A 26967-nucleotide genomic window follows, 5' to 3' on the forward strand; every position below is an offset into this window, starting at 1 on the left:
CTTTTAGTCTAAAATTGCAGCAATTCCTGGAAGAGTTTTACCTTCTAAACTTTCTAGCATTGCTCCTCCTCCTGTACTTACGTAACTTACTTTGTTTTCAAAACCAAATTGCTTAACTGCAGCAACAGAGTCACCACCTCCAACTAAAGAGAATGCTCCATTTTTAGTAGCTTCTGCAATGGAGTTACCTAACTCTATCGTTCCGTTTGCAAAATTTTCCATTTCAAAAACACCTAAAGGACCATTCCAAAGTATTGTTTTGCATTGCATTACTACATCATGGAATATAGCTTTGGATTTTGGACCAGCATCTAAACCTTGCCATCCGTCAGGTATTTTATTAACATCCACAACTTGGGTGTCTGCATCGTTGCTAAACGCATTTGCTGCCAAAACATCTACTGGTAAATGTATCTGTACGTTTTTTGCTTTAGCTTGTTTTAAAATGTCTAATGCTAAGTCCATTTTATCATCTTCGCAAATAGAATCTCCAACACTACCGCCTTGTGCCTTAACAAAGGTAAAGGTCATACCTCCTCCAATAATTAAGTGATCTACTTTGTCTAAAATGTTTTCTATTATAGTAATTTTAGAGGATACTTTTGCACCTCCAAGCACTGCTAATACTGGTTTTTCGCCAGTTTTCATTACTTTATCAATACTTTTAATTTCTTGCTCTAATAGGTATCCAAAACATTTTTTTTCTGGAAAAAACTGTGCGATTATTGTTGTAGACGCGTGCGCTCTGTGTGCTGTACCAAACGCATCATTTACATAAATGTCTCCTAGTTTAGCTAGTTTTTCCGCGAAAGCGACATCGCCTTTAGACTCTTCTTCATGAAAACGTAAATTTTCTAAAATAAGTATTTTTCCTGGTTCAAGGTTAGCTGCTGCTTTTTCTGCAGCTTCACCTACACAGTCCGAAACAAACTGAGTCTCGACACCTATAATATCTTCTACTTTATTTGCTATGTGTTTTAACGAAAACTCTTCTTGAGCACCTTTTGGTCTTCCTAAATGAGACATTAAAATACAACTTCCACCATCTTCTAATATTTTGATTATGGTTGGTTTTGCTGCTTGAATTCTGGTAGCATCTGTAACATTAAAGTCCGCGTCTAAAGGAACATTAAAGTCTACACGGATTAAGGCTTTTTTGTTTTTAAAATTAAAGTCGTTAAGTGTTTTCATTTGTTTGCTATGTTTTTAGTTTAGGTTTGCTTTTAAAACCCAAGTATCTCTATATCTGTAATTTGTTTTTAAATCTTCTGCCATTTTAAAGGCTTCTTCTGCGGTATCTCCTCTAAATAAATAGACGTAATTCCAACTGTTTTTAGGGTTAATAAACGCTTTTGCTGTATACCCTTTGTTTATTAAATAATCTGTCCATTTTCTTGCTCTCATGTTTTCTGCAAAGACACCTGCTATAACATAATAGCCACCTTCTATTCCTGCAATAGTTGTCGCTTTTTTATTTTTTAAATATTTAAAAGCTTTGGACTTTAATCCACGTTTTGTGTAACTATATGGTTGACGTTTCTTTTTAGTATTATAACTTGGTACTGTTTCTGGTTGTGATCTTACAATCTCTGGAGATACATTAGCTGTTTGGCTTGCACTTGGGTTATTATCTTGTACAATGTCGTCAAAATAATTTTGAGCTATTTCTGTTTGAAATGCTGTAAAATACAGGTAAAATCTATCTGCTTGTGTCTTTAATCTAAGCGTTGTTTGACTTGTACTATTATTAATTATTGCATTGTTATAATTAGGAATATCAAGTTGTGCAATATCAAATCCAAGCGTATTCTCACTATTAGGTAGTCGATCCCGATTTTTTATACTATTATTAGTAATTGAACTATTGAAAAAGTTTTGTTGATAACGTGCTCCATTACTTAATGATTGGAAACTACCATCACGCTGCTTTATGATTGCAAAATCATCACCTTCTAATGCGGAATCTCCTTCCAAAGCAGATAGTATTACCGATGTTTTTACATTTCCTTTTTCTACGGATTTAAAATTTTTAAATTCTAAATCCAAAGGTTCTTGCTTATTAATTAAAGCAAAACCATGGTACGTTGATATGTATCTTGGATTGTCAGTAGGTGATTGGTATACTACATATAACATCCAACCTGCTGCACTACCACCAGACAAATAGCCTTCTGTAGCTTTTACATTAGCAACGACATAATCGCCTGATTTGTTTTCTGCTTGTTTTAATAACGATGTTACGTCTGCATAACACACATAAGGCGCATTAATGGCGTGTGTTGGATCTGTAGACCCATCATATATTACTTCTCCTGTTAAATCCTGATACTCTTGATTAGGTAATTTAAATTTAATCTGATTAATTACTGCAGATCGCTCTCCACTTCCACGATAATCGTAATTACCTTTTTGTTCTTTACGTGTTCCTTTTTCATAGGCATAGGTTGCTGACCAATATAAACCTGCATATGCTATTTTTTTAAAGTCCTCTGGTAAGGTTAGCGTTGCTTGGCTAGAGCTAAAAGTTTCGGTGTCTCTGTCAATATCAACATAACGCATTTTAGTGTCGTCGTTATTAACTGTTAAATCATTAAAAGCATCTTTATCATCCTCACTTAAAATGTTATTACCAATTACCGCAGTATCTCCAAAAATGTAGAATTCGTTTAAAGATTTAAATTCAAGACCTCCATTGGTGACTGAATTTACTTGTTCAGTTTCTTGCGCAATAACATGGTAAGATCCTGTTATAATAAAAAGTAAGCCAAATAACTTTTTCATTTTAAAGATGTAGAACAATTAATAATCCTCAAATATATACAAATACTGCCATACTTTAAATTTGTTACGTTAAAATCAATTTTTAATAAAAATAGTTTTTCAATAATAGGAAAACTATATTTGCCTATGCTTTTCAGTGATATTTTAGGATTAAATCATATTAAAAAACACTTAACCACAAGTGCTAATAATGGTCGTATACCACATGCTCAACTTTTTGTTGGACCTGAGGGTTCCGGAACCTTGCCTATGGCTATTGCTTATGCACAATATATTTTGTGTAAAAATACTTTGGGTGAAAACACAGGAGAAAACGAAGTTTGTAATTTAAAATTTAATAATTTTTCTCACCCAGATTTACACTTTGCGTTTCCTGTTACCACTACAGATAAGGTTAAAAAACATCCTGTTTCTTCTTATTTTTTAGAAGAATGGAGGCAATTACTTAAAGAACAACCTTACGGAAACTTATTTGATTGGTACAGACTATTAGGTGTTGACAATAAACAAGGTCAAATAGGTGTAGATGAAGCTTTAGATATTGTAAAAGCGTTGAGTTTAAAATCTTACGAAGGTGGTTATAAAGTCATGCTAATTTGGATGGCTGAAAAAATGAATACACAAGCTGCTAACAAGCTGCTTAAATTAATTGAAGAGCCACCAAACAACACCGTTTTTATTTTAATCGCAGAAGAGGAAGAACAGATTATTAACACCATAAGATCGCGTTGTCAAATTTTACATTTTCCACCATTAGCCGAAGACGATATTAAATTGGGAGTTATTAAACAATTTAATCTGGATGATGCTACTGCTACAAAAATAGCACACCAAGCGGATGGAAATTATAATAAAGCGTGTGATTTAGTCTATCATGATAGTGAAGATGACCAATTTGAGCAATGGTGTATTTTTTGGATTCGTGCTGCTTTTAAAGCTAAAGGAAATAAAGGTGCAATCCATGATTTAATTGGTTGGAGCGAAGACATTGCTAAAACTGGACGAGAAACACAAAAACAGTTTTTAAATTTTTGCTTAGATTTTTTCAGACAAGCCATGTTACTAAATTATGGTGCTGAAGAATTAGTTTACTTTGAAACTAAAAGCAAAAATTTTGATATAGCTAAGTTTGCTCCATTTATTCATAATAATAATATAATGGATATTTCCAACGAGTTAAACGATGCTATTTACCATATAGAACGTAACGGAAATTCTAAAATAATACTAACAGACTTAAGTATTAAGCTAACACGATTACTACACGCTAAACAAGACTAAATTGACAGCAAAACGTAATTTTTTTGTGATCATTAATCCTGTTTCTGGTAATGGACATGGTAAAAAGGTTTGGCTAGCTATACAGTCCAAATTAAATCTATATTTTAATATTGAGTTTAGTTTTACAACTCATCCCAATCACGAAATTGAAATTACACATACAGCTATTAAAAAAGGCCATAAACAATTTATAATTATTGGTGGTGACGGTACAATAAACAATTTTATTAATGGTGTATTTAGTCAGGATAATAGTAATTACAAGAGCATCATTTTTGGCGTTATACCTGTTGGAACTGGTAATGATTGGGTAAAGACACATGGTATATCAAAAAACATAAATAAGGCTTTACAAACTATTTTAAACGGAACAATTAATACTCAAGATGTTGGTTGCATTAAATACTTAGATCAAAACATTTCAAGTAAATATTTTTTAAACCTAGCCGGAATTGGCTTTGATGGTTTAGTAGTAAACATTGTTAATAACAACAGGGCTTTTGGTCAATTTACCTACATTTTAGGCGCTTTAAAAGGACTTTATAAATATCGTTTTTTTGAAACCAAAATAACTACAAACTCTGAGGTTATAAACATAAAGTGTTGCTTTATGATACAAATAGGAATTTGCAAATACACTGGTTCTGGTATGCAATTAACGCATAAAGCAAATCCAAAAGATGGCCTATTTGATATAACCATTGCTAACCATTTTTACAAATGGGATATTATAAAAAATATCTTTAAATTATTTAATGGTAAAATAGTGTTTCATGACAAAGTAAAAACCTTTAAGGCAAATAATCTTTTAATAGAAAATAGCGCTACTAATACATACTTTCAAGCCGATGGAGAACAAATTGCTCCTGGTAAAATCACGATATCTATTATCAATAATGGAATCCAGTTTTACTGCTAAAAGTGACTAACTAATTTTGAAAACTAACTTTTATGAATAACGTACTTAATAACATTACAGAGCTAATTTTACTACTGTTTTTAGCTATAACTTTTTTACAATCAGGATACGATAAAATAACCGATTGGAAAGGTAATATTGAATGGCTAAAAGGTCATTTTTCAAAAACATTTATGGCTAATATGGTACCTTTAAATGTAGCTATAATATTAATTTTAGAGACCATTGCCGGATTATTTGCTGTAATAGGTTGCTTTACTTTAATAATTGATAGTAATACCAGTTTTGGTTTTTATGCTTCAATTTTAAGTGCTATAACACTACTACTTTTATTGTTTGGTCAACGTGTTGCAAAAGACTATGATGGCGCAAGAACTATTGTAATTTACTTAATTCCAACCTTAATAGCCTTGTATATACTTAAGTAATTAATAGTCAATCATATTAACTTTAAATACCCAATTTTGACTAAAAAGAGCGTTATTTAGTAATGTTTTATGTTGCATGTAAGCATCATAAAAATTTTGGGTATGAAATACGTAAACATAAAATAACTGTTCAGTTTCATCAATAAGTATCTGACTATCGTAACCTTTTTCTTTTAAATATTTTTGCCAAGTAATTGCATTTTGGGGTTTGGAAAAAAACTTATTTATAACATAATAGCCTTCTTTTGCACCTTCTATAAGTGCTGCGTTTTTTTCTAATAACAACTTAAATGCTTGTGTTTCTAAAGGTTTGTCTTCTATTTTTAATGCGCGCACATAATTAGTAGATGAAATTAAAACATCTCCTTTAGCTAGAGCTTCATTTTGTGACTTAGACGATAGTATCTCACTAGACATAGGCACAACCAATTCTTGCTTTAGTTCCTTTTTAATAATTACTGGTTGTTTTAAAGCAAAGGATTGTGTAGTAATGTTAAAATTTTCGGCTTGACCGATAGTTTTAATATCCGTTTTAGCAATAGCTTTTACTGTTTCTGCTTTAGCATTAACAACCTTATTATCAGAGGTTAACACAACATTTGGATCAAGTTTTTCTGACGTTAAAACAATAGCATTTACAGGTGTATTTGATTGAATTTCTTTTAAAAATGACTCACTAATTTCAGTATTAAAAGCAGTAAAAAACAAGTAAAACCGATCCTGTTTGGTATTAAAAATAAGGTCTACTTTTTCTGTTCCATTGACTAATACTGCCTCATCATTATTTGGTAAGGAAACTGTTGCCAAATCAAATCCTAAAGTGTTGCTACTGTTTGGATATCTAACCGTATTAGCTGTGGATATTGAAGTTATTTGACTACTAAAAAAATTATCTTTATCCCTATTTACAGCTTGTAATTGCCACGCTTTGTTAGTTACTGGGTTAGCGACAATGCATTGATCTCCAGACAATGCAGAATCACCTTCTAAAGTTGCTAATACAATTGCTGTACTAGTTGCTCCTTTATCTGGTGTTTTAAACTCGTCCAATGAAATTATTTCTGGTTGATTACCAATATGAGAAAAACCATTAAAAGTAGTTATATACTTAGGTTTACTAGTTGGTGCTTCGTAAACAACATACAACATCCAGCCAGCAGCACTTCCACCAGCTACAAATCCTTGGGTTGCATTAATATTAGCTACTGTGTATTCTCCATTTACTTGTTTAGCCTCTTGTAATTGTTTAGTAACATCTGCAAAGCAAACGTAAGGAGCATTTAAAGCAAACGCTGGACTTTTTGCTCCATCAAACAGCACATTACCTGTAATATTTTGATAATTCTCTCCAGGTAATTTAAGTTTTACCTTGTTAATTAAAGACCTATTTTTTTGTCGATTACCTTGAAAATAAAATTGAGCATCCTCTTCTCTTCTTGTACCTTTTATATAACTGTATGTTGCAGACCAATACAAGACTGCATATGCAATTTTGGACTGATTATCAGGTAATTTAAGATTAGCAGAACTAGATGAAAACGTCGTTTTATCTTGATCAATATCCACATAGACCATATCAATATCATCGTTGGTTAACAGATAATCATTATATGGTTCTTGTTTATCTTTACTTAATATGTTATTACCTATTACTGCAGCATCACCATAAATATAAAACGCTTTTTGCGTTGTAAATGGTACTGTTTGCTGAGCATAAGTAAATGAAAACATAGAAATGAAGATAGCAAAGCGCAATAGCAAGCCTCTCATAATCTTTATTGAAAATAATTAATAGCGCAATAAATATAGCTATTTATATCAAAAAGACTGATATTTAAAGTATTATAAGTCAAAAAAGGCGATTAACAGTAGTTAATCGCCTTTTTTAAAAAATTTATAAAAATCTTACTTTTTATATGCAGCATTTAAGTCTTCAATAATTTTTTGAGTCAAATCATTTTCCTCTTTTCCATACATTACACTTGGAGAATTCTCTACAGTCCCTAAAATGTAATCATAATTGTTATTTTTTCCGTAATCATTTACAAAACCTTTAACTTTAGAAATTAAAGAATCTATTTCTACTTGATATTCGTTTTGAAAGTTTTGCTGTTCTGCTTGCCAAGTTTGTTGTAAGCCTTGTGCTTTTTGGTTTAAAGCTTGTAATTCTGATTCTTGTTGACTTTTAGAAAGCGTTGCTACTTTTTGGTATTCAACTTGAAACACCTGACGGAAACTATCTACCTTTTTCTTAAAGGCTTCATCCTTTTCATTATATCTTGCTTCTAAATCTACTTTCTCTTTAATTTCATTAATTACAAGACCATTATCAACGTAAGCAATTTTTTGCTTTTGACAAGATGTTAATACTAATGCAACAATTGCTAAACCTATTATTTTTTTCATTTTAATTTATTTTGATTTTGAGCAAATGTAAATAATTAAATATGTGAAATTTTATTTTTTTAACAGATTTTAAAAGAATAAGAAATTTTTATAAGGATTTTAATTCTGAATAAGAAATACCTATTAAAAATGACTTCATATAAGCGCATTTAAGGCGTTTTTTAATAAAAGCAATATATTTACACATTAAGACCTGAAATCGTTTAATCCTGATTATTAAATTACTTTTTAGCTGTTTTAAGCGTATAAATCAATGAAGAATATTGCCCAGAAGACCTTGCTTTATAATTTGAGACACAACCAATCCAAAAAGCTTTAAATATATTCATTCGTCCAGATTTATATTTTTCAGATAATAGACTAACATAATATGAATCAAAAAGCATAGGCTTAGTACTTTGAACTTTTAAATTAACTGTCTTAAATAAATTAGAAATAGAAGTTTGATTAAAATGCCATAAATGTCTTGGCACATCATAAGCTGCCCAAAATTGTTTATAATGTTTAGCGTCGTAACTATTGTAATTTGGTACAGCAATAATTAAAACACCGTTTGGTTTAAGTAACGTCTTAAGTAGTGTGATTTGTTCTTCTAAATTTGGAATGTGTTCTAAAACATGCCACAAGGTGATAACATCAAAACTTTGAGTTTTTATAGTTTTTATTTGTGACAGATCTAATACAGCGTTTTTAGTTTTTTGATTTGCTATTGATCTTGCTTCCTTATTTGGTTCAATTCCGGAAACATGCCATCCATTATTTAATGCAGTTTTTAAAAAATCTCCTGTACCACAACCATAATCTAAAATGTATTTATCATTAGTTTGAAATGAATCAATCAACTTTAGCTTACGCTTTAATGCTATTTCCCTTACTGCATGATAAACGTTTTCTAATAGATTTCTTTTAGAATCTGTATGTGAAATATAATCTTCGGTTTTATAATATTCTGGTAATTTATCTAAAGTTGGCTTAGGAATCGTTTCTAAATAACCATAAGTTTTGTTTTCAATTAATTTAAAAACCTCTCCAGAAACTGAGTGATCTTTTACTTCTATAAACGTATTTTGATTATTTTGACTAGCCACAATTACTTATATTTTGATTGATTTTTTGATAAGAGTATAATTATATTATCCATCAATAAATAAAAAACAGAACGTTCCACGTGGAACGTTCTGTTTTTTTTATCCAATTTATCTACCCATATACACCAACAAAACAGAAATATCTGATGGCGAGACACCACTAATTCTTGATGCTTGAGAAATGGTTACAGGCTGTATTTTTTTTAGTTTTTCTCTTGCTTCAAAACTCATAGACTGAAGTTTTGAATAGTCAAAATTAGGTGGAATTTTTATATTTTCTAGACGCGTAAGCTTATCTGCATTGTTCTTTTCTTTTGCAATATAGCCCGAATATTTCACTTGAATTTCGGCTTGTTCGATAACCTCACTATCCAAATTATGATCGTTAATATAACCTGAAACAGATTCAATTTGCTTCATATCTTCAATACCAATATTTGGTCTAGCAAACATTTTAAACATCTTATCTTGCTGTCTAATTGCAGCAGAATCTTTAGCTTCTAACACAGGATTAATTTCGTCTGGCGTAACACTTGTGTCTCTAAAAAATTGTACAAATTTTTCAGCTGCATCATGCTTCTCCTCCATTCTTCTTAAACGTTTTTCGCTAGCTAAACCTAAATCAAAACCTTTTGGTGTTAATCTTATATCTGCATTATCTTGACGCAATAACGTTCTATATTCCGCTCTAGAAGTAAACATTCTATATGGTTCTTCAGTTCCTTTGGTTATTAAATCATCAACCAAAACACCTATGTAAGCTTCATCTCTTTGTAATATAAAAGGATCGCGTTCTTGCACTTTTAAAGCTGCATTTATACCTGCCATTAAACCTTGAGACGCTGCTTCTTCATAACCTGTTGTACCGTTAATTTGGCCAGCAAAATATAAGCCATCTACTAACTTAGTTTCTAAAGTATGCTTTAATTGTGTTGGTGGAAAATAATCATATTCTATAGCATAACCTGGTCTAAAAAACTTAACATTTTCAAAACCGACTACAGAACGTAATGCTTTAAATTGAACATCTTCTGGAAGCGAAGTTGAGAAGCCATTTATATAATATTCGCAAGTATTCCAACCTTCAGGTTCCACAAATAATTGATGTCTATTTTTGTCTGCAAAACGATTAATTTTATCTTCTATAGAAGGACAATATCTAGGTCCTAAACTTTTAATTCGACCATTAAACATTGGCGATCGATCAAACCCTTCGCGCAATAAATCATGAACCTTTTCACTTGTATAAGACATGTGACAAGAACGTTGATGTGTTAATGGTTTTGTAGTGTCTAAATATGAAAATTTTTCTGGATTAACATCTCCAGGTTGCTCGACCATTTTAGAAAAATCCAAAGATCGACCATCCACTCTTGGTGGTGTTCCGGTTTTCATTCTACCAGATTCAAAACCCAAATTAACTAACTGCTCAGTAATTCCAGTTGCAGCTCTCTCTCCTGCTCTACCTCCACCAAAATTTTTATCTCCAATATGGATTAAACCATTTAAAAAAGTACCATTTGTTAAGACAACACTTTTAGCTTTTATCTTAACTCCAAGTGAAGTTGTCACACCTGTAACTTTTCCATTTTCCACAATTAGACCAGAAACCATTTCTTGATAAAAATCAAGGTTTTTAGTTTGCTCTAAAATCAAACGCCAATCTTCAGCAAAACGCATTCTGTCACTTTGAACCCTTGGACTCCACATTGCAGGTCCTTTAGATTTGTTTAGCATTTTAAATTGAATAGCAGAGGTGTCACTTACAATACCAGAGTAACCTCCAAGCGCATCAATCTCTCTTACAATTTGTCCTTTAGCAATTCCACCCATTGCTGGATTACAAGACATTTGAGCAATGTTTTGTAAATTCATGGTAATTAGCAAAGTCTTGCTTCCCATATTAGCTGCAGATGCTGCTGCTTCACTTCCTGCATGACCAGCTCCAACTACAATTACATCATATACTTCGTTAAACATAATTTTAATTTGAATTAATACCAAGCAAAACCCAGTATCCTTATATTGATTGTTCCACGTGGAACGTTTTTATTATTTTACTTTTAAAAGCGTGCAAATATACAACAAACAATTACATTGCTTTTAATAACGCTAATGCTTCGTTTTCTTTAGTACGCATTAAGCTAGCATCAGCTTCAGTCTTATCTTTATATCCACAATAATGTAAAATACCATGAATTATCACACGATGTAATTCTGCTTCAAATGAAACATCAAAATCTTTCGCATTATCCGCAACACGTTCTACAGAAATAAAAACATCACCTTGTAGTGTTTTTCCTAGAGAATAATCAAAACTAATAACATCGGTTAATGTATCATGTTGTAGAAATTCTACATTCAATTTATGTAGATACTCGTCATCACAAAACACGTAGTTTATCTCGTCCTCCTTGCAGTTTTCTTTTAAAATAATAGAAGATATCCATTTAGAGATTTTCGCTTCATCTTGAAGCTTAAAATCGGTTTCGTTATTAAAACTAATCATTTTGTTGTTTAAAATACTGTTGTGCTTTTTGCTTATAAATTTGCTGCAAAGGTAAGGTTTGCTTATTCAATATCTCAGTTGTATTAAAATATTGTTTAGCCTTATCTATTTGGTTGTTAGTTGTATTTTTAAACTCTGTTGTATTAGTTTCAGATTGTCGCTTTTGTTCTTGACCTTGTTGTAATACTGCATTTTCGAGTTTTAATAACTGATGCTGAATATTGTTCATTTTACTAAGCGTTTGATTAGTAAAACCTTTGTTAATTAAATCCACCTCAACCTGCTCCATGTCTTTTAATAATTGCTTTGCTTCTCTACTTTCGCCTAAACCTTCTTTATCCAAGCGCTCTTCTAAAGCTTGACGCAACATTTGCTGTTCTTGATAAATTTTAAATAATTCAGCATTACCTTCTTCATTTAATCCATTATCACCTTGTTGACTCCCACTTTGACCTTGACCATTTTCTCCTGGTTTACCACCTTCACCCTTACCTTCACCTTGTCCTTCTCCATCGCCATTCTCTCCTGATTTACCGTCTTTTCCATCCTTCCCACTTTCGCCAGCTTTTCCGTTTTCACCTGATTCACCTTTATCACCTTCTTCTCCCTTTTTGCCTTCTTTACCTTTTTTCATGGCTTCACCCATTTTTTTAGCTAACTCTTCTTGACTAATAATAATATCTGGCATTGGCATACCTCCTTCACCTTGTCCTGGAGATGGCATACCCATTTGGTTTTGCATATTATCTAAAGCACCACTTAAAAAATCAGCCAAATTATTGGCAGAAGTAACTACATATTGTTGTGACGATACACCTTGATAAATCTTATTTTCAGAAAACTCGTCTAAAGCCATATCTATATTATAATATACTTCGTTAATCTCTCTATTTATATCTTCAGAAAACTTAGGCTGTCTTAATGATATAGCAAAAAGACTATCATCAACATGCTCAAAATGTGTACGAAGTTCTTTTTGTTTTTTAAGGTAAGTCGCATACTCATTATGATTAATTTCTATGCTTTTAAATTGTTTCATCAAAGCTTCTTCATCCATAGAAAAAATCACCAAATTATCCAAGATCTGACGTAACATAGCAATATCTTCCTCTAGTTGCTCTTGCGCAGCACCAGCCATTTGCATCTGCATACTTTGGCTCATTTTTTTCATTTTTTGAGCTGCACTTTTTTGCTTTTGTTTTGCTGACTGTTGTTTATCTTTTTTTTGTTTCTCATCCTTAGCAGCTTCTTTTTCTTGTAACTGGTCACTTGCCTCTTGCTGCTCTTCCTTAATGTTTTCCTCGTTATTTTTGTCTCGAGGTACATCCATTGGGTTTTTTAAATCTTGATTATCCTTTTCTAAATCCTCTAATTGTTTTTGTAAATCTTCAAATTTTTTATTGATCTCGTCTTGTTTGTCACTAGTGTTTTCTTCCTCTTTACTATTAGCTAATTTGTCTTGTTCTTTTGCCAATTTATCAAGCTCGTCACTAATTTTTTCCATTTTTTTGGTCACATAATAACGTTTAGTAAGCTCTACCAATTGTTCTAAACTTCGTTTTTGACTTTTAGCCTTTTTAGCAAGATTGTCCAACTTTTTTGTAAATTGCTCTTTACTAAATTTGTCTTTTAGTTTTTCTAATTCTTCAAGCAATTTTTCATCCTGCTTAAGTTGCTCTTCATTATCTTTAAGACGTTGTTTTAAATCTTCCTTAAACTGATCGTCTTCCTTTTTATCTTTTTGAAATTCGTCTAAATTATCCTTCAACTTTTTGTTGAATTGCTTCATCATTTGTTCTTGTTCTTTCTGACGTTTTAAAAAGTTTTCAAATTTTTTCTTATCATTAAAGTTTAATTCCGCTTTTTCTTTTTGCGTTTTAGATAACTCTTGTAATTCCTTTTGCTGTTTGTCAAATTTTTCTAAAGACTTATTTAAATCCTTAACGGTTTGATTTTGCTCTTGTAATTGCTTTTCTTCTTCCTCATCCTGTGTACGTTTTCTAAAATTAAACACAGAACTTTTAGTACTTTTAATACTATTAACAGCGTCGTTATCAAATACCTCAAAATACAAATCGTAAGACACACCTGCATCTACTGATAAGTTATTAGGAAAACTGCTTATAAATTGATCAAAATTAGATTTTGCGACTGGAATGTTTAGCGTTTTTTTACCAGCTGGATTATCCTTTGGATAATACACCAATTGTAGTTTACTTAATCCATAATCATCACTTACTTGTCCTTTAAAATATAAGGTTTGATTATCCAAACTATCTACCTTAACTTCTAACTTTAAATCAGGATATTGATCTTTGATAATAGTAATGCCGTAAGCTAAGTTTTCGTAATTTTTAATTGACTTATTACTGGTGCTAATATTGTAATCAAAATTAGCATATACCTTTTTTGAGATCTCAAAATAACCAGATTTTATGCTAGAAAAAACAAGAGTATCTGTACTTATTAAATCGACCTTTTCTGTTGCTTTAGTTTTAAGCTGCCATGTAATTTTGGTTCCTTGTGGTACAATTGCATTACCAATACCTTTTAAAGTTTCGTTACGTTTATTGGTATAGTTTGGATACTCCAAATGCATATCAAACCCAACCAATGTAGGTACTTCTACAACTTTTAAAGTGTATGGTTTACTAGTAACACCATTAGCAGTAAAATTAAAAGTTATGTCTGTATTGGGTTGTTCAAAAACGTATTCAAAAGTTCCGGATTGACGTTGTTGCAAATAATAAGTTTCGTTATTGTAAGTAATTTTAACATTATCAGGTACTACGTCGCCTTGCGTTGTTGCTAACAACCTAAATTCTTTATTTTGAGTAGTTTGTAAATTTTCATTTAACACAAAAAAAGTAAAAGGAGCAGGAGGCTCATAAGCAGTTTGATAATTAACAACCCTTTTGTAGCTATCGCTAAACCAATTTAACTTACCAAAAATAGCAGCAATTACAAATATTAAAATAGGTATAGCTGCATATTTTAAATATTTTATGTTTTGTTTAAAATTAACTGCTAACTTAAACGGTATTGGGCTTAATTCTTCTGATTTTTGATCAATACTTGCCAATAATAATTCCGATTGACTACCAGCTTCCTTTAATTGTAAAACATTAAGTAACTTATCGTTAACTTCTGGAAAATGATTACCAATAATTGAAGATGCTTTTTTATAATCAATACCTTTTTTAAGTTTAAATAATCTAGCTAATGGTAGGACAATAAATCTAACAAACAGGGTTAATTCGACAACTATAAACATCCAAAACAAAACGGTTCTAGCGGTTGGACTTAGCCATAAAAAATGTTCGATTAACAGTGTAAAAATAAAATACAGCAAGCCAATACTAAAAAATAATAGCGCACCTTTAATCAACTCATTAGTATAATATTTTCTAATAAATTGCTCTAATTTGGTCTGTATAGTATAAAAATTATTCAAGTAATTGCTATTTAACTGACTAAAATACATTTTTATTTTTACACCTAAATATTTAGGATTATAAGTTATTGTTAAAGGTAATCGCTTACGCGGAAAAAAAAGCCTGTGTATAAAGCTGTTCTTTATCCTTATTTTTTTGCTGTTTCTACTACTCTATTCTATCTTTGCAAGCTCAAACAAAACAAGATGTCAAAACAAGTCATAGTGCGTTTTGCACCAAGTCCAACAGGACCTTTACATATTGGAGGTGTACGTACAGCTCTTTTTAACTATTTATTTGCCAAAAAACATAACGGAACTTTTGTATTACGTATTGAGGATACAGATCAAAATCGTTATGTAGAAGGTGCAGAGCAATACATTGTGGACGCCTTAAATTGGTGTAATATCCCTTTTGATGAAGGACCAGGTAAAAACGAAAAATTTGGACCTTACAGACAAAGTGAACGTAAAGCTTTATATAAACAATATGCTGACCAATTAATTGCTAGCGGAAATGCTTACTATGCTTTTGATACGTCAGAGGAATTAGATTTTCATAGAACTCAAGACGAGTCTAATGGTAAAACGTTTATTTATAATTGGCATAATCGCTTAAATTTAAGCAACTCGTTAGCTCTTACAGAAACGCAAGTTAAAGCTAAATTAGATGCTGGAGACGATTACGTTATTAGATTTAAAAGTCCACAAGATCAAACACTACATTTAAAAGATATTATTCGTGGTGATATTAAAATAGATACTAACGTTTTAGATGATAAAGTATTATTTAAAAGCGATGGTATGCCTACGTACCACTTAGCAAATATTGTAGATGACCATTTAATGGAAATTACGCATGTTATACGAGGTGAAGAATGGTTACCAAGTTTAGCATTACACTTTCAATTATACCAAGCTTTTGGATGGGAACAACCAGAATTTGCACATTTACCATTAATATTAAAGCCAACAGGAAAAGGAAAATTAAGTAAGCGTGATGGTGATAAGTTAGGTTTTCCAGTGTTTCCTTTAGCGTGGAATCCAGAATTTGGTGATAGCGCTACTGGTTATAAAGAAGAAGGCTACTTTGCAGAGGCAGTTATTAACTTTTTAGCTTTTTTAGGTTGGAATCCTGGTACAGAACAAGAGATTTTTGAGTTAGAAGAATTAGTTGCTGCTTTTGATTTAAGCAGAGTAAATAAAGCAGGAGCACGTTTTGATCCAGATAAAATTAAATGGTTTAATCACCATTACATGCAAGAGCAATCTAACGACGATTTAGCAGAAGCTTTTCAAAAAAACCACAAACAATTAGAGGCAATTGATGTAAATTATATAGCATTAGTTGTTGGATTAATTAAAGAACGTGCCACATTTGTCAATGACTTTTGGGATTTAAGCAGTTACTTTTTTGTTGCTCCAGAAAGTTATGATGAAAAAGCTTCTAAAAAAGCCTTTAAAGAGGATACTAAGGCTATAATGACAGATGTTTTAGCTATTGTATCTAACATTGAAGATTTTGAAGTGGAAACCCTTCAAAAAGACATAAAAGGATGGATTACTTCAAATGACATCGGTTTTGGTAAAGTAATGATGCCTTTACGTTTGGCTTTAGTTGGTGCCTTACAAGGACCTGATGTTTTTGATATAATGTATATGATTGGTAAAAACGAAAGTATCAAACGCATAGAACAACTAATTAAAAGTATATAAAACAAAAAAGCCATCTAAATTAGATGGCTTTTTTAATGTCTTTTATGTAGTATAAAACCTAAAAAGTTAACATTCCTGTAAAGGCAAACATGCTTTGGTTTCCTTTAAAATCTCTACCTAATGCTTGATTAAAATCTGAGTCATTTAAAGCACCTAAAATATTAGTAAACCCATAAATGTATTGGGCTCTTAATTTAAAAAAGCCAATACCTAAAGTTGCACCAACAGTACCATTAACATTAAAGTTATTTAAATCCTTTACTGCTTTAGCCTGAACGGTATCAAAATCTGCTAATATAAAGTCTTCTTGTTGGTCATCACTTAACTCTAAATCACTATTATATTGTAACATAGGACCAAAATCTATAGTAAAATGAGAGCTTCTAAAAGGTTTAGCATGCCATAAAAATTGTACTTGAGCAGTAAAAATTTTATACTCCACATCTTGTGCTAATAAAGTAGATGCTAAATCAAATCCAGTTGTACTAATCGTGTTTTCAGACAATTGCATACCGTAACTAACATTAAACCATTTTTGAGGTATATCCACTGTAGCAGTCATGTTAGCAATCCAACCGTCTCCTTTTTTAGTTTCAAAATTGTCTGTAATGATATCAAATTGAGTGATTCCTCCTCCCAAAGAAAATCCGTTTTTAATTTTATAACTTGTATGTTGACCAAAGTTTTTTGTAACAAAACCTATAGTAAGTGCTACTAATAAGATGAATTGAATTTTTTTCATAGTAAATTAAGGGGTTTGTCCGCAAATATAACTTAATTTAGTAACCATAGTAGTATAACCATTAAAATCCATTTTTCATGAATCCAACACTTATTATCCTAATAGTCCTTGTACTATTTGTCTTTTTATCCTCATTTTTTGTTGTAAAACAACAAACAGCTGTTATTGTAGAGCGTTTTGGTAAATTCCATAGCATACGCCAATCAGGATTACATCTAAAGATTCCTGTAGTAGATAAAATAGCAGGTAGATTAAGCTTAAAAATCCAACAATTAGATGTCATTATTGAAACTAAAACCTTAGATGATGTATTTGTACGTCTTAAAGTATCTGTACAATATCGTGTAATTAGTCAAAAAGTTTATGATGCTTTTTACAAATTAGATTATCCACATGAACAAATTACAAGTTATGTGTTTGATGTGGTACGTGCCGAAGTACCTAAAATGAAATTAGATGATGTATTTGTTAGAAAAGATGATATTGCAATTGCAGTAAAAACTGAATTAAATGATGCCATGTCAGACTATGGTTTTGACATTATTAAAACCTTAGTAACAGATATAGATCCAGATGCTCAAGTAAAAGCTGCAATGAACCGTATAAATGCTGCAGACAGAGAAAAAACTGCTGCGCAATTTGAAGGAGATGCTGCACGTATCTTAATAGTTGAAAAAGCTAAAGCTGAAGCTGAAAGTAAGCGTTTACAAGGTCAAGGTATTGCAGACCAAAGACGTGAGATTGCTAGAGGTCTAGAAGAGTCTGTAGATGTATTAAATCGTGTTGGTATTAACAGTCAAGAAGCATCTGCTTTAATTGTAGTTACACAACATTATGATACATTACAAGCTATTGGTAGTGAGACTAACAGTAACTTAATATTATTACCAAACTCACCTCAAGCAGGTAGTACAATGCTAAACGATATGGTTGCAAGTTTTACAGCAAGTAATCAAATTGGAGAAGCGATGAAAAACGCAAAGAAAAAGGAAAACTAATCCTTCAGTTTATACTAAAAAAGCCTCACATTTTGTGAGGCTTTTTTTTATGAGTTAGATTTATATTTATCAACCATTTCATTTAAACTATTTAAATAATTTTGTAATGATTCCGTATCCACTTTAGCATCACTATTATCACCATGTGGTAAGGTAATCCTGGTTTCATCTAGATACTTTTGAAGCTCTGGATAATGTTCTTTAATTTCAATTGTTTTTTGAGATATTTTTGTTAATAGTTCTTGAGACGTATTCATAGCTGTATGATTTTAAGTTATTTACCTAAATTAATGTAAAGGCGTTTCAAAACAAAAAATATAATGCTAAAGATTTACTAAAGTCTTATTTAAATGGATGTCTTTCCTCCCATTTTGAAGTAGGATTTAATGTGTTTACAATATACTTTAAAGTTGGATTTAAAATTAAATTGTCAGTATGCTTAATATATATACTCATAGCATTAGGCTTAGCACCAACTGAGCTTTTAATCTCCATTGCAGTTCTAGCATAAACCACCTTTTTAAACCCATTTGTAATTGCAAAATCTAACATATCGTACAACATATTTAAATACAATTGGTACTTGGATTGAAAATCCGGATTATAACCTAAAAAGTAAGTTTCTAACTGGTTATTGTTTAAAATTAAGGTATAAAACCCTATTAATTGATCATTTAGATAATACCCAAACAGCCTAAAATCTTGATCTAATTCTTTTTTTAAGTTGAAAAAATGCCTTTTATCCAACACAAAAGAATTAACCTTAGCATTATCCGAAACGTTTTTATATAACCTATATATAGCTTCGGATGCTAAATTTATTTCATTTAAATCTAATTCCTTTTTAATAATATTAGTTGCTTTTTTTAAAGCAGATTTGTAACGACTTCTGTACTTTTTACTTAATGCTAAAACGTAATCTTTACTACTACTCCAACTTGGTATTATATCCAAAACCATATTAGGCTGGACTTGTAATTTATATAACTTGTTTTTAGTAAATAAATGTTGATATTGATGGATGTTATCGTTTTCAAAATAGTCTTTAAAACATATTATCCTAACACGTTTTTTGTCTTCCTTTTTAATTTGAAATGATAACGCGTCAATAACTTTAAAAATAGTATCCAAAAACAGGGTTTGAGAAATCATTTTAGTATTAAAATACAGACCATGTTGACCAGTATGCATCAAATTACCAACAATTAAAGCATTACCTCTAACTACAGTAGCTATTAAAGCTTTTGTAAGACGTTTTAAGACATTATCTGTAGGATTTCTAAGGACATCATCAAGATATAACTGCACGCGTTGTATAATAGCTATTCCTACCAAATTATTATCCTTAAAAATGCCAATATAATTAGTACTAATATTTTTTGGACAAGAGTGCTCTAAGGCTTTTAAAAAAGGAGTTTTTAAAAACAAATCATTAGTCGGTAAAGCATCCCAATAATCAGGGAGATCTATAACCGATTTATAAATTTTAAAGTGAATCACGAGTATAAATAAAAGACTAATAACTAATTAATTGGTCTATATTAATATAAAACTTTACAAAATACAAGCTGTAAAAGTCTCCTAAAGTATTACCAACTACCACTTGCACCTCCTCCAGAGGATCGTCCTCCTCCACCAGAATAACTACTGCTTGAAGATGATGACCTTGACGAAGAATACGATGATGACGAGTAACTTGAGGCACCTGATGAAGAATACCCTCTAGCAGAACCTGGATTTAATGTAGCAGATAATTTGGCATCGCGTTTAAAAAAAGCAAATCCAAACGACTTATTATATTCTCCTTTAATTTGATAGATAGCAAAATATATTGCTATAAAATGAAACAGTATAATAACAAATATAAAACTACCTAAGACATAAATAAAATCTACGTTAGCCATTACACTGTTGATATTTTTATTAAAAACAATATCAAGCAAAAAAAAGAAACCCATTACAATTGGCATTGAACCAAATATAAATCCTGCAACAAACAAAAATACTGTTGCTGGTATATAAAACAGATAAATAACTACACCTAATTGTCCTGTAAAAAGACTTTTAAAAATAAGTATTGCTCTAGTAAAAGCTAATTTTAATAACACAAAATAACCTATAAATACAAATATGGATAAAAAGCCAGTTATTAATATTCCAAAAAATAGTTTCAGAAAAAAAACATAAAAACTATCAATAATTAGTAATGCTATAGCAGCATACATCAAAAACTTAGTCTTATGAGTATTGTATAATTTTTTAAGTTTAAATGTTTTAAAACTTTGTTTAATTACTAACCTATAATAAGCATACATAGTAATCCAAAAAAAGACAAATAATAAAAAACTTGATACAATTAATTTAGTTATAAAATGTACACCATCTGTAGACTTATCGTTTGTTGATACTGCTTCTTTATTTATAAAATTAGAAAACTCGTTAGCATAAATTGGATCATCAATTAATTTAATAAGCTCTGAGGTTGCATCATCAATACCTTCAAAAAAACGACCTTGTTTAAAAAGTGGTGTTATCCTATGTCTAATAACTCTTGATGCAAAAGCGTCTGTAATAATAGGCTCTAAACCATCTCCTACTTCTATCCTAACCTTCTTGTCATTAACAGCTATTAAAATTAAAATACCATTGTCAACATCTACTTTACCAAAGTTATTACCTTCTTGATTAAATACAGAATACGCATAATACTCAATATTTTCACCATCCAAATCTGGTATGGTTAGTACAACAATTTCATGTGTTGTTCTGGCTTCAAAAGCAGTTAATTTATCTCTTAAAAGTTGGGCTTCATTGTTACTAAAAATATAGGCATTATCTGTTACCATGTCACTAATAACAGGATAGTCTTGTGCGTTTGTATTATTAATACAAACAATAAGAAAAAATAGTACTATTTTTAGTTGTTTCAATATAAAAAAATAACCTATCAAACTTTTACATTTGATAGGTTTTTAAATTATTAGTTAAGCGCTTTTGCTTCGTTTACTAACAGCTCGCTTTTGTCTTCCAACGCTTTGTTAATAAAGTCGGTTATCGCTTCGTTTTTATCTAAACCATTATCTAGTAAAACACCCAAGGTTATCATAGTAATAACACGAGTTCCTACTTTTTTAACTGCTGTACCAAAAAGTGGCTCTAAATCTTGATAGGCAACGTCCTTAGCTAGTGCTTGTATTTCGGCTTTAGCCTTATCTTGTTGTTCTGGCTTCATCCTATCATACTTTTTACCGTATGATTTTATTTGCTCTATAGCAGGACGATTGTTTTGCTGTGTTTGTTTTTGTTGGTTATTTTGCGCATTACTAGCTGGTTTTTGTTTTGCCCAACTATCACGTAAACCAACAGTTTTATTAAATACTAAAGCGTCTGCTTTAGAGTCGTTATCCACATTAAAATATCCTAAACGTTGAAACTGAAACTGCTCTCCTACCTTAGCTTCTTTTAAACTAGGCTCCACAAAAGCGTCTATAATTTTTAAAGAGTTTGGATTAATAAACTCCATAAAATCTTTATCCTCGTGACTATCTGGTGCTTCGTCTAAAAATAATCTATCGTATTCTCTAACCTCAGCTTTAACTGCATGCTTAATACTTACCCAATGTAAAGTCCCTTTAATACGACGTTCTGTGTCTTCAGAGTATGTACAATGTACTTCTGTTATATTTCCTTTAGCATCCTTAACAACGCTATCTGCTTTAATGATATAAGCGTTTTTAAGACGCACTTCTCCGCCTAGTTTTAGTCTAAAAAACTTACTACTAGCTTCCTCTTTAAAATCTTCTTTTTCAATATAGATTTCTCTAGAAAAAGGTACTTTTCTAAAACCTGCTGCATCATCTTCTTGGTTATTTTCGGCTTCTAACCATTCCTCTTTATCTTCAGGATAATTTGTAATAACCACTTTTAAAGGGTCTAAAACAGCCATTACACGTGGTGCTTTTTTGTTTAAATCCTCACGTATACAAAACTCTAAAAGTGCAACATCAATAATATTATCACGTTTAGCGACTCCAACAGTTTCTACAAATTTTCTGATAGCTGTTGGTGTAAAACCACGACGACGTAGTCCTGAAATTGTAGGCATACGTGGATCATCCCAACCGTTTACAATACCTTCTTCTACTAACTTAAGCAACTTACGTTTACTCATGATAGTATAACTAAGGTTTAAACGTGCAAACTCACGTTGTTTAGGTTGCATTGGATACTCTGATTTAGAATAATCATACACTTGCTCCTTAAACCAGTCGTAAAGCTCTCTGTGAGGCTTAAACTCTAGTGAGCATAAACTATGTGAAATTTGCTCGATATAGTCACTTTCTCCATGCGTCCAGTCATACATTGGATAAATACACCAATCGTCTCCTGTCCTATGGTGTGCTTTCTTTAAAATACGATACATTAATGGATCACGCATTAACATGTTAGGATGCTGCATGTCTATTTTAGCACGTAAAATATGTTCGCCTTCATTAAACTCGCCATTTTTCATGCGCATAAAAAGGTCTAAGTTTTCTGCTACAGTTCTATTTCTAAATGGTCCATCAACTCCTGGTTGTGTTGGTGTCCCTTTTTGTTCTGCCATAGCGACAGAAGATTGAGAATCCACATACGCTTTACCATCTTTAATTAATTGTACAGCCCAATCAAATAGAATTTGAAAATAGTCTGACGAGTATACCTCGTTTGCCCATTTATAGCCTAACCAAGAGATATCCTCTTTAATAGCATCTACATACTCCTGCTCTTCTTTTGCTGGATTAGTATCATCAAACCTAAGGTTAACTGGTGCATTATATTTTTCGCCTAAACCAAAACTAATACCAATTGCTTTAGTATGACCAATATGTAAATACCCATTTGGTTCTGGCGGAAATCTAAAACGTAGTTTACTTTGATCTAAACCATTGGTTAAATCTTCTTCTATAATTTGCTCTAAAAAATTGAGTGACTTTTTATCTTCAGACATACGTGTTTTGCTTTATTGTAATTGATTATTGCTATTATATCAACTTAATAATAAGCTGTAAAATTAGTTATTTTTTAGTTGAAATGAATTTAACCACACTTTAAAAATTTAGTAAACTACTATTTTAGGTACTTTTGTTCAAAATTTAAAGAAAATGGGAATAATTAAAGTTGAAAATATACGTGTTACTGCATATCATGGTTGTTTAAAAGAAGAAACTGCTATTGGAAGCGACTATTTAGTAAATTTAAAAGTGAAAGCAGATTTACAAAAAAGTACAACATCTGATAAATTAGAAGATACAGTAGATTACGTATTTTTAAACAAAGTTGTAGTTGAAGAAATGGCGACACCAAGTGCACTTTTAGAGCATGTTGCCAAGCGTATTTTAGATCGTATTTTTAAAGAAGATACATTAATTACTATTGCAACGGTTGCTGTAAGTAAAATAAATCCTCCAATTGGTGGTGATGTACAGATGGTTACAGTAGAATTAACAGAAAAAAGAAAAAACTAACAGAAATAGGGTAAAACGGTAATTATTTTTATATTTGCTGTCCTATTAAGGGTGTCGTGGCCGAGTGGCTAGGCAGTGGTCTGCAACACCATCTACAGCGGTTCGAATCCGCTCGACACCTCAAGAAAGCGTTACTTTATAAGTAGCGCTTTTTTTTATATGAATTTTAAATGATTAAAAGCAGGTTACACAATAACAATCATGTAAGTATAAAACTTAGATAAAACATTTATTTTTTCTAATTATGATTGAAAATTATGAAAAGATTGCTTCGTGCCTCGCAATGACAAGTTAATTAAACCACACCGCATATTTTTTTCGACGTAAGTCTAAAGCTAATGCTTCTTCCATTTTTAAAGCTTCTGCTCTAGTTGCAATTGGACCAATATGGTTGTATAAACTAGGTCGTAAATACATGCCATACTTCTGGACAATATTTGACGATAAATTGTGTCCTTTTTTATTAATGTAACCTGTTTTATGTTGTAAAAAACGTTCTTTAGGTGTTTTGCTTGTCATGCCAACATACAAACATTCTAGTACACCATTAAACTGTGGATTGGCAACTCTAAACTTTGTATTTTGAGTAAATACTTTTTTAGATAATTCCACAACGTATATATGATATTGCGTTTTAGACATCTTATTTTTTGCGTCTTACAAAATAATCTACAATCAATATAATAGCAGCCAAAACAACACCTAAAGTAAATAAGATATTTGCGTAAGGCCAATGTTGAATTTTAAAAATTGAACCAAAAGCAATACTACCAATACTAATAGCTACAAAACCGTAATATACTTTTTGTGCAATATAGGAAAGGACAAGTCGATTGTTATTAAAATAATTAGCGCTATCTATTAATAACCACCAACCAAACAGTATTAAAAGACCTCCAAAACTAAATACCTGATTAAATCCAAGAAGAAAATTTAAACACCATAAAACAATCATAACAACTTTAATATAATCCATGGTTACTTTGTCTTGTTTAAAGAAAAATCTAATTGGATATACTATCAAAATACCTTTAATACCAATAGTCATTAGTTGATAAGCATTTGGCCAATGCATAATTTTAAATAAGCTACCTAAAAGTATTATTGAAATACAAATGCGAAGTGGTAAACTAAATTTTTTAGGTGGAAAGGTTTTCAAATAATTGAAATTATAATGGATTAATTTGCTCAAGCTTTTCTTTAATTTTTTCTTTTTCTTCTGGAAAAAAACCTTGTGCTAACAGCAAAATACCAAATCCTAAAATAACTAAAGCAATAATTTTTTTAGTTTTAAAAATAAGACGTGGCGTTAATTTATTTTTAAGTCTTTTAGCTGCAATAATTTTTACTAGATCTGTTACAAAATAGGCAACCAACATGGTTGTAACAAAAACAATTACTCCGTTATGCGAAGTTGTAATTTTACTTGCCAAAACTATAAAACCTAGCCAACCTAATAAGACACCAATGTTAATAAAGTTAAGTAAAAATCCTTTGACAAATAATTTACCGTAGCCTTTTTTAAATTCTACTTTATGGTATTCTTTAACAATAGATCTAAACGAGCGCGATGTTTTAACAAACGAAATTATGCCATAAAACACCAATAATACACCACCAAATATTATAAAATTAGGGTCATTTTCAATTTTACCCAGTAACCTTTCAGTACTAAAAAAGGCGACTACAATAAATAAAATATCGGCTAAAATTACACCAGCATCAAATATTAATGCACTTCTTACCCCTTTAGTAGCACTAGTTTCTAACAATACAAAAAATACAGGTCCTACGGTAAAAGAAAGTATTATACCAAAAGGGATAGCTGCAAGTATATCGTCAAACATTGATTTTAATTGTGTTTATTACAAAGTAAAGAAAATATTTAATTAACACATAGTACTATAGCTACAAATAAAAAAAGCTTCAAATTAAATTTGAAGCCTTATTATAAACCGAGTCAAGTTATTTACTCATTTTTTACAGAGATAGAACCTCCAAACGTGTGCTTTTTAGTTACTATTTGTGGATCTCCATAAATATCAATGGTTCCACCTGCTGTAATACGTGCATCTACAGAATCGCTTGCATTAACCTCTGCTTCACCAGCTGCTCTAACTTTTACTGTTGTATTTTTTGTTTCAAAATCACGACCTTCATAAATACCTCCTGTATTAAGCGTAATATCTTGGGTGTTGGCTTTACCTCTAGTTTCTACAATACCTCCAGAAACAGCCCTTACATTAACTGTATTAACGTCTAACCCAACAATTATAGAAGCACCTTCTTGTGCACGAAGCTCTATGCTGTCCTGAGTTATTAACTCGTTACCAACAACTATGGCTCCTTCATTAGCATCTATGACCTTTAAATCTGTATAATGTACAGCTACAAACGTTTTGGTACCATCAAAACTACGGTCAAATTTCATGCGTACTTTTAAAGTATTGTTTTTAATTATAATCTCTACATCATCTACATCCTCTCCAGTAATCATAACTTTATTTTCGTCAGATTTTACAAGACTTACTTTAATTAAGTCAAAGACTTTAACTTCGTTAAAATCACCAACATTTTTGTTTTTTGGATTTTGAGCAAAAATTAAAGTTGTTGCTAAAAAGAAAACTGTAACTAATAAATTTTTCATTTTAAAAAAGGTTTTGTTTTAATAAAGAGGCTTCTTTTTTGCAAGTGTTACACTTTTAGTAATATTAGTTTTTATTTATAACCACACTAAAAAAATAAAAAGACTAAGTATTTATTTTTGAGGCGCTACGCTTACTGCTGTTCCTGTTACTGAAACAAAAAAATAAGAGCCATTTACGGTTTCAAAATCAACATTTATGCCAACTACTGCATTTGCATTTAAATTACTTGCATTGGTTTGTAACTCTTGAAAAGCATGCTCCTTTGCTTCATTTATAACGTCTGTTGTTAACTCTTTATTTTTTTCGGTCTTAAAAGAAAATTTTGTTTTAGTCTCAAAAGAGGTTCCTGTTATAATCCCTTTGTATTCAATTATTCTAAATCCTTCAATAGAATTTGTTGTTGTTAATATCATGGTTATTGGTTTTAAATATTAGTAGTTAAATGTAATAAAAAGTTACTGTTAATAACGAAAACTATATACTGGTTAAAAAAAAATGTATCAAAAACTTA

The 26967-nt window shown here is 31.0% G+C and carries 24 protein-coding genes and 1 tRNA gene; 7 read left to right on the top strand and 18 right to left on the bottom strand.

The genetic code is table 11. The features are described from left to right. Positions 1–3 precede the first annotated feature (3 nt). Together JM82_RS13405 and JM82_RS13410 are read right to left on the bottom strand one after the other, a co-directional pair. Positions 4–1191: a phosphoglycerate kinase gene (locus JM82_RS13405; RefSeq protein ID WP_145004957.1), complete on the bottom strand. Its 1188-nt coding sequence runs from the start codon at positions 1189–1191 to the stop codon at positions 4–6. 15 nt (positions 1192–1206) lie between these two features. Then, positions 1207–2781, bottom strand: a complete 1575-nt coding sequence (locus tag JM82_RS13410; protein ID WP_145004960.1) for an SPOR domain-containing protein — start codon at positions 2779–2781, stop codon at positions 1207–1209. Positions 2782–2907: 126 nt separating this feature from the next. On the opposite strand from JM82_RS13410, the gene JM82_RS13415 reads away from it, so the two are divergent. Genes JM82_RS13415 through JM82_RS13425 form a run of 3 tightly spaced genes read left to right on the top strand, consistent with a single transcriptional unit; the run spans position 2908 to position 5409 of the window. After that, positions 2908–4062 carry an ATP-binding protein gene (locus tag JM82_RS13415; RefSeq protein ID WP_145004963.1) on the top strand — a complete coding sequence of 385 codons (1155 nt, stop codon included), beginning with the start codon at positions 2908–2910 and terminating at the stop codon, positions 4060–4062. A gap of 1 nt (position 4063) precedes the next feature. Continuing rightward, positions 4064–4981 (top strand): diacylglycerol/lipid kinase family protein, encoded by a 918-nt coding sequence (locus JM82_RS13420; protein WP_145004966.1) that lies wholly within the window; start codon positions 4064–4066, stop codon positions 4979–4981. A 32-nt stretch (positions 4982–5013) separates the two neighbouring features. After that, complete coding sequence (locus tag JM82_RS13425) at positions 5014–5409, top strand: DoxX family membrane protein (protein ID WP_145004969.1); 396 nt, start codon at positions 5014–5016, stop codon at positions 5407–5409. Here the strand turns inward: JM82_RS13425 and JM82_RS13430 are convergent, their stop codons facing one another. From JM82_RS13430 to JM82_RS13455, 6 genes are all read right to left on the bottom strand, one after another. Beyond that, a complete protein-coding gene (locus JM82_RS13430) occupies positions 5410–7140 on the bottom strand; it encodes a hypothetical protein (RefSeq protein WP_145004971.1) in 1731 nt (576 codons plus the stop codon). 174 nt (positions 7141–7314) lie between these two features. Then, the gene (locus JM82_RS13435; protein ID WP_145004974.1) at positions 7315–7815 is read right to left on the bottom strand and encodes an OmpH family outer membrane protein; all 501 of its coding nucleotides are present in this window, start codon (positions 7813–7815) and stop codon (positions 7315–7317) included. A 221-nt stretch (positions 7816–8036) separates the two neighbouring features. Beyond that, on the bottom strand, positions 8037–8903 hold the full coding sequence (locus tag JM82_RS13440) for a class I SAM-dependent methyltransferase (RefSeq protein ID WP_145004977.1): 867 nt from the start codon (positions 8901–8903) through the stop codon (positions 8037–8039). 108 nt (positions 8904–9011) lie between these two features. Then, positions 9012–10883 carry a tRNA uridine-5-carboxymethylaminomethyl(34) synthesis enzyme MnmG gene (gene mnmG, locus JM82_RS13445; RefSeq protein WP_145004980.1) on the bottom strand — a complete coding sequence of 624 codons (1872 nt, stop codon included), beginning with the start codon at positions 10881–10883 and terminating at the stop codon, positions 9012–9014. A 112-nt stretch (positions 10884–10995) separates the two neighbouring features. Continuing rightward, a complete protein-coding gene (gene ybeY / locus JM82_RS13450) occupies positions 10996–11412 on the bottom strand; it encodes an rRNA maturation RNase YbeY (RefSeq protein WP_145004983.1) in 417 nt (138 codons plus the stop codon). Beyond that, positions 11405–14866, bottom strand: a complete 3462-nt coding sequence (locus JM82_RS13455) for a hypothetical protein (protein ID WP_145004986.1) — start codon at positions 14864–14866, stop codon at positions 11405–11407. The genes ybeY and JM82_RS13455 overlap by 8 nt, the downstream gene beginning before the upstream one ends. A 186-nt stretch (positions 14867–15052) precedes the next feature. Between JM82_RS13455 and gltX the strand changes: the two genes are divergently transcribed. Continuing rightward, on the top strand, positions 15053–16561 hold the full coding sequence (gene gltX, locus JM82_RS13460) for a glutamate--tRNA ligase (RefSeq protein ID WP_145004989.1): 1509 nt from the start codon (positions 15053–15055) through the stop codon (positions 16559–16561). A gap of 58 nt (positions 16562–16619) precedes the next feature. Here the strand turns inward: gltX and JM82_RS13465 are convergent, their stop codons facing one another. Next, positions 16620–17303: a hypothetical protein gene (locus tag JM82_RS13465; protein ID WP_145004992.1), complete on the bottom strand. Its 684-nt coding sequence runs from the start codon at positions 17301–17303 to the stop codon at positions 16620–16622. A gap of 77 nt (positions 17304–17380) precedes the next feature. Here JM82_RS13465 and JM82_RS13470 point away from each other — a divergent pair, with 77 nt between their 5' ends. Further along, the gene (locus JM82_RS13470) at positions 17381–18301 is read left to right on the top strand and encodes an SPFH domain-containing protein (RefSeq protein ID WP_145004995.1); all 921 of its coding nucleotides are present in this window, start codon (positions 17381–17383) and stop codon (positions 18299–18301) included. 47 nt (positions 18302–18348) lie between these two features. Here JM82_RS13470 and JM82_RS13475 read toward each other — a convergent pair whose 3' ends face one another. From JM82_RS13475 to JM82_RS13490, 4 genes are all read right to left on the bottom strand, one after another. Next, on the bottom strand, positions 18349–18558 hold the full coding sequence (locus JM82_RS13475; protein WP_145004998.1) for a hypothetical protein: 210 nt from the start codon (positions 18556–18558) through the stop codon (positions 18349–18351). Positions 18559–18643: 85 nt separating this feature from the next. Continuing rightward, on the bottom strand, positions 18644–19801 hold the full coding sequence (locus JM82_RS13480; RefSeq protein WP_145005001.1) for a GNAT family N-acetyltransferase: 1158 nt from the start codon (positions 19799–19801) through the stop codon (positions 18644–18646). An 89-nt stretch (positions 19802–19890) separates the two neighbouring features. Next, a complete protein-coding gene (locus tag JM82_RS13485) occupies positions 19891–21231 on the bottom strand; it encodes a TPM domain-containing protein (protein ID WP_145005004.1) in 1341 nt (446 codons plus the stop codon). A 50-nt stretch (positions 21232–21281) separates the two neighbouring features. Further along, positions 21282–23291 carry a glutamine--tRNA ligase/YqeY domain fusion protein gene (locus JM82_RS13490; protein WP_145005007.1) on the bottom strand — a complete coding sequence of 670 codons (2010 nt, stop codon included), beginning with the start codon at positions 23289–23291 and terminating at the stop codon, positions 21282–21284. 154 nt (positions 23292–23445) lie between these two features. Here JM82_RS13490 and folB point away from each other — a divergent pair, with 154 nt between their 5' ends. Then, positions 23446–23808: a dihydroneopterin aldolase gene (gene folB, locus JM82_RS13495; protein WP_028282533.1), complete on the top strand. Its 363-nt coding sequence runs from the start codon at positions 23446–23448 to the stop codon at positions 23806–23808. 50 nt (positions 23809–23858) lie between these two features. Then, positions 23859–23929: transfer RNA gene (locus tag JM82_RS13500), tRNA-Cys, on the top strand. 170 nt (positions 23930–24099) lie between these two features. Here JM82_RS13500 and JM82_RS13505 read toward each other — a convergent pair. The 5 genes from JM82_RS13505 to JM82_RS13525 form a co-directional block, all read right to left on the bottom strand. Then, on the bottom strand, positions 24100–24450 hold the full coding sequence (locus JM82_RS13505) for a ribose-5-phosphate isomerase (RefSeq protein WP_145005010.1): 351 nt from the start codon (positions 24448–24450) through the stop codon (positions 24100–24102). A gap of 1 nt (position 24451) precedes the next feature. After that, positions 24452–25000 carry a GldL-related protein gene (locus JM82_RS13510; RefSeq protein ID WP_409994627.1) on the bottom strand — a complete coding sequence of 183 codons (549 nt, stop codon included), beginning with the start codon at positions 24998–25000 and terminating at the stop codon, positions 24452–24454. Then, complete coding sequence (locus tag JM82_RS13515; protein WP_145005016.1) at positions 24978–25655, bottom strand: LysE family translocator; 678 nt, start codon at positions 25653–25655, stop codon at positions 24978–24980. The genes JM82_RS13510 and JM82_RS13515 overlap by 23 nt, the downstream gene beginning before the upstream one ends. Before the next feature lie 122 nt (positions 25656–25777). Next, entirely contained in the window at positions 25778–26455 is a 678-nt protein-coding gene (locus JM82_RS13520) for a head GIN domain-containing protein (protein WP_145005019.1), read from the bottom strand. Positions 26456–26566: 111 nt separating this feature from the next. Then, complete coding sequence (locus tag JM82_RS13525) at positions 26567–26869, bottom strand: YbjQ family protein (protein ID WP_145005022.1); 303 nt, start codon at positions 26867–26869, stop codon at positions 26567–26569. Positions 26870–26967: the final 98 nt, after the last annotated feature.

Origin of the sequence: Olleya sp. Hel_I_94 (assembly GCF_007827365.1) — a bacterium.
GTDB lineage: Bacteria > Bacteroidota > Bacteroidia > Flavobacteriales > Flavobacteriaceae > Olleya.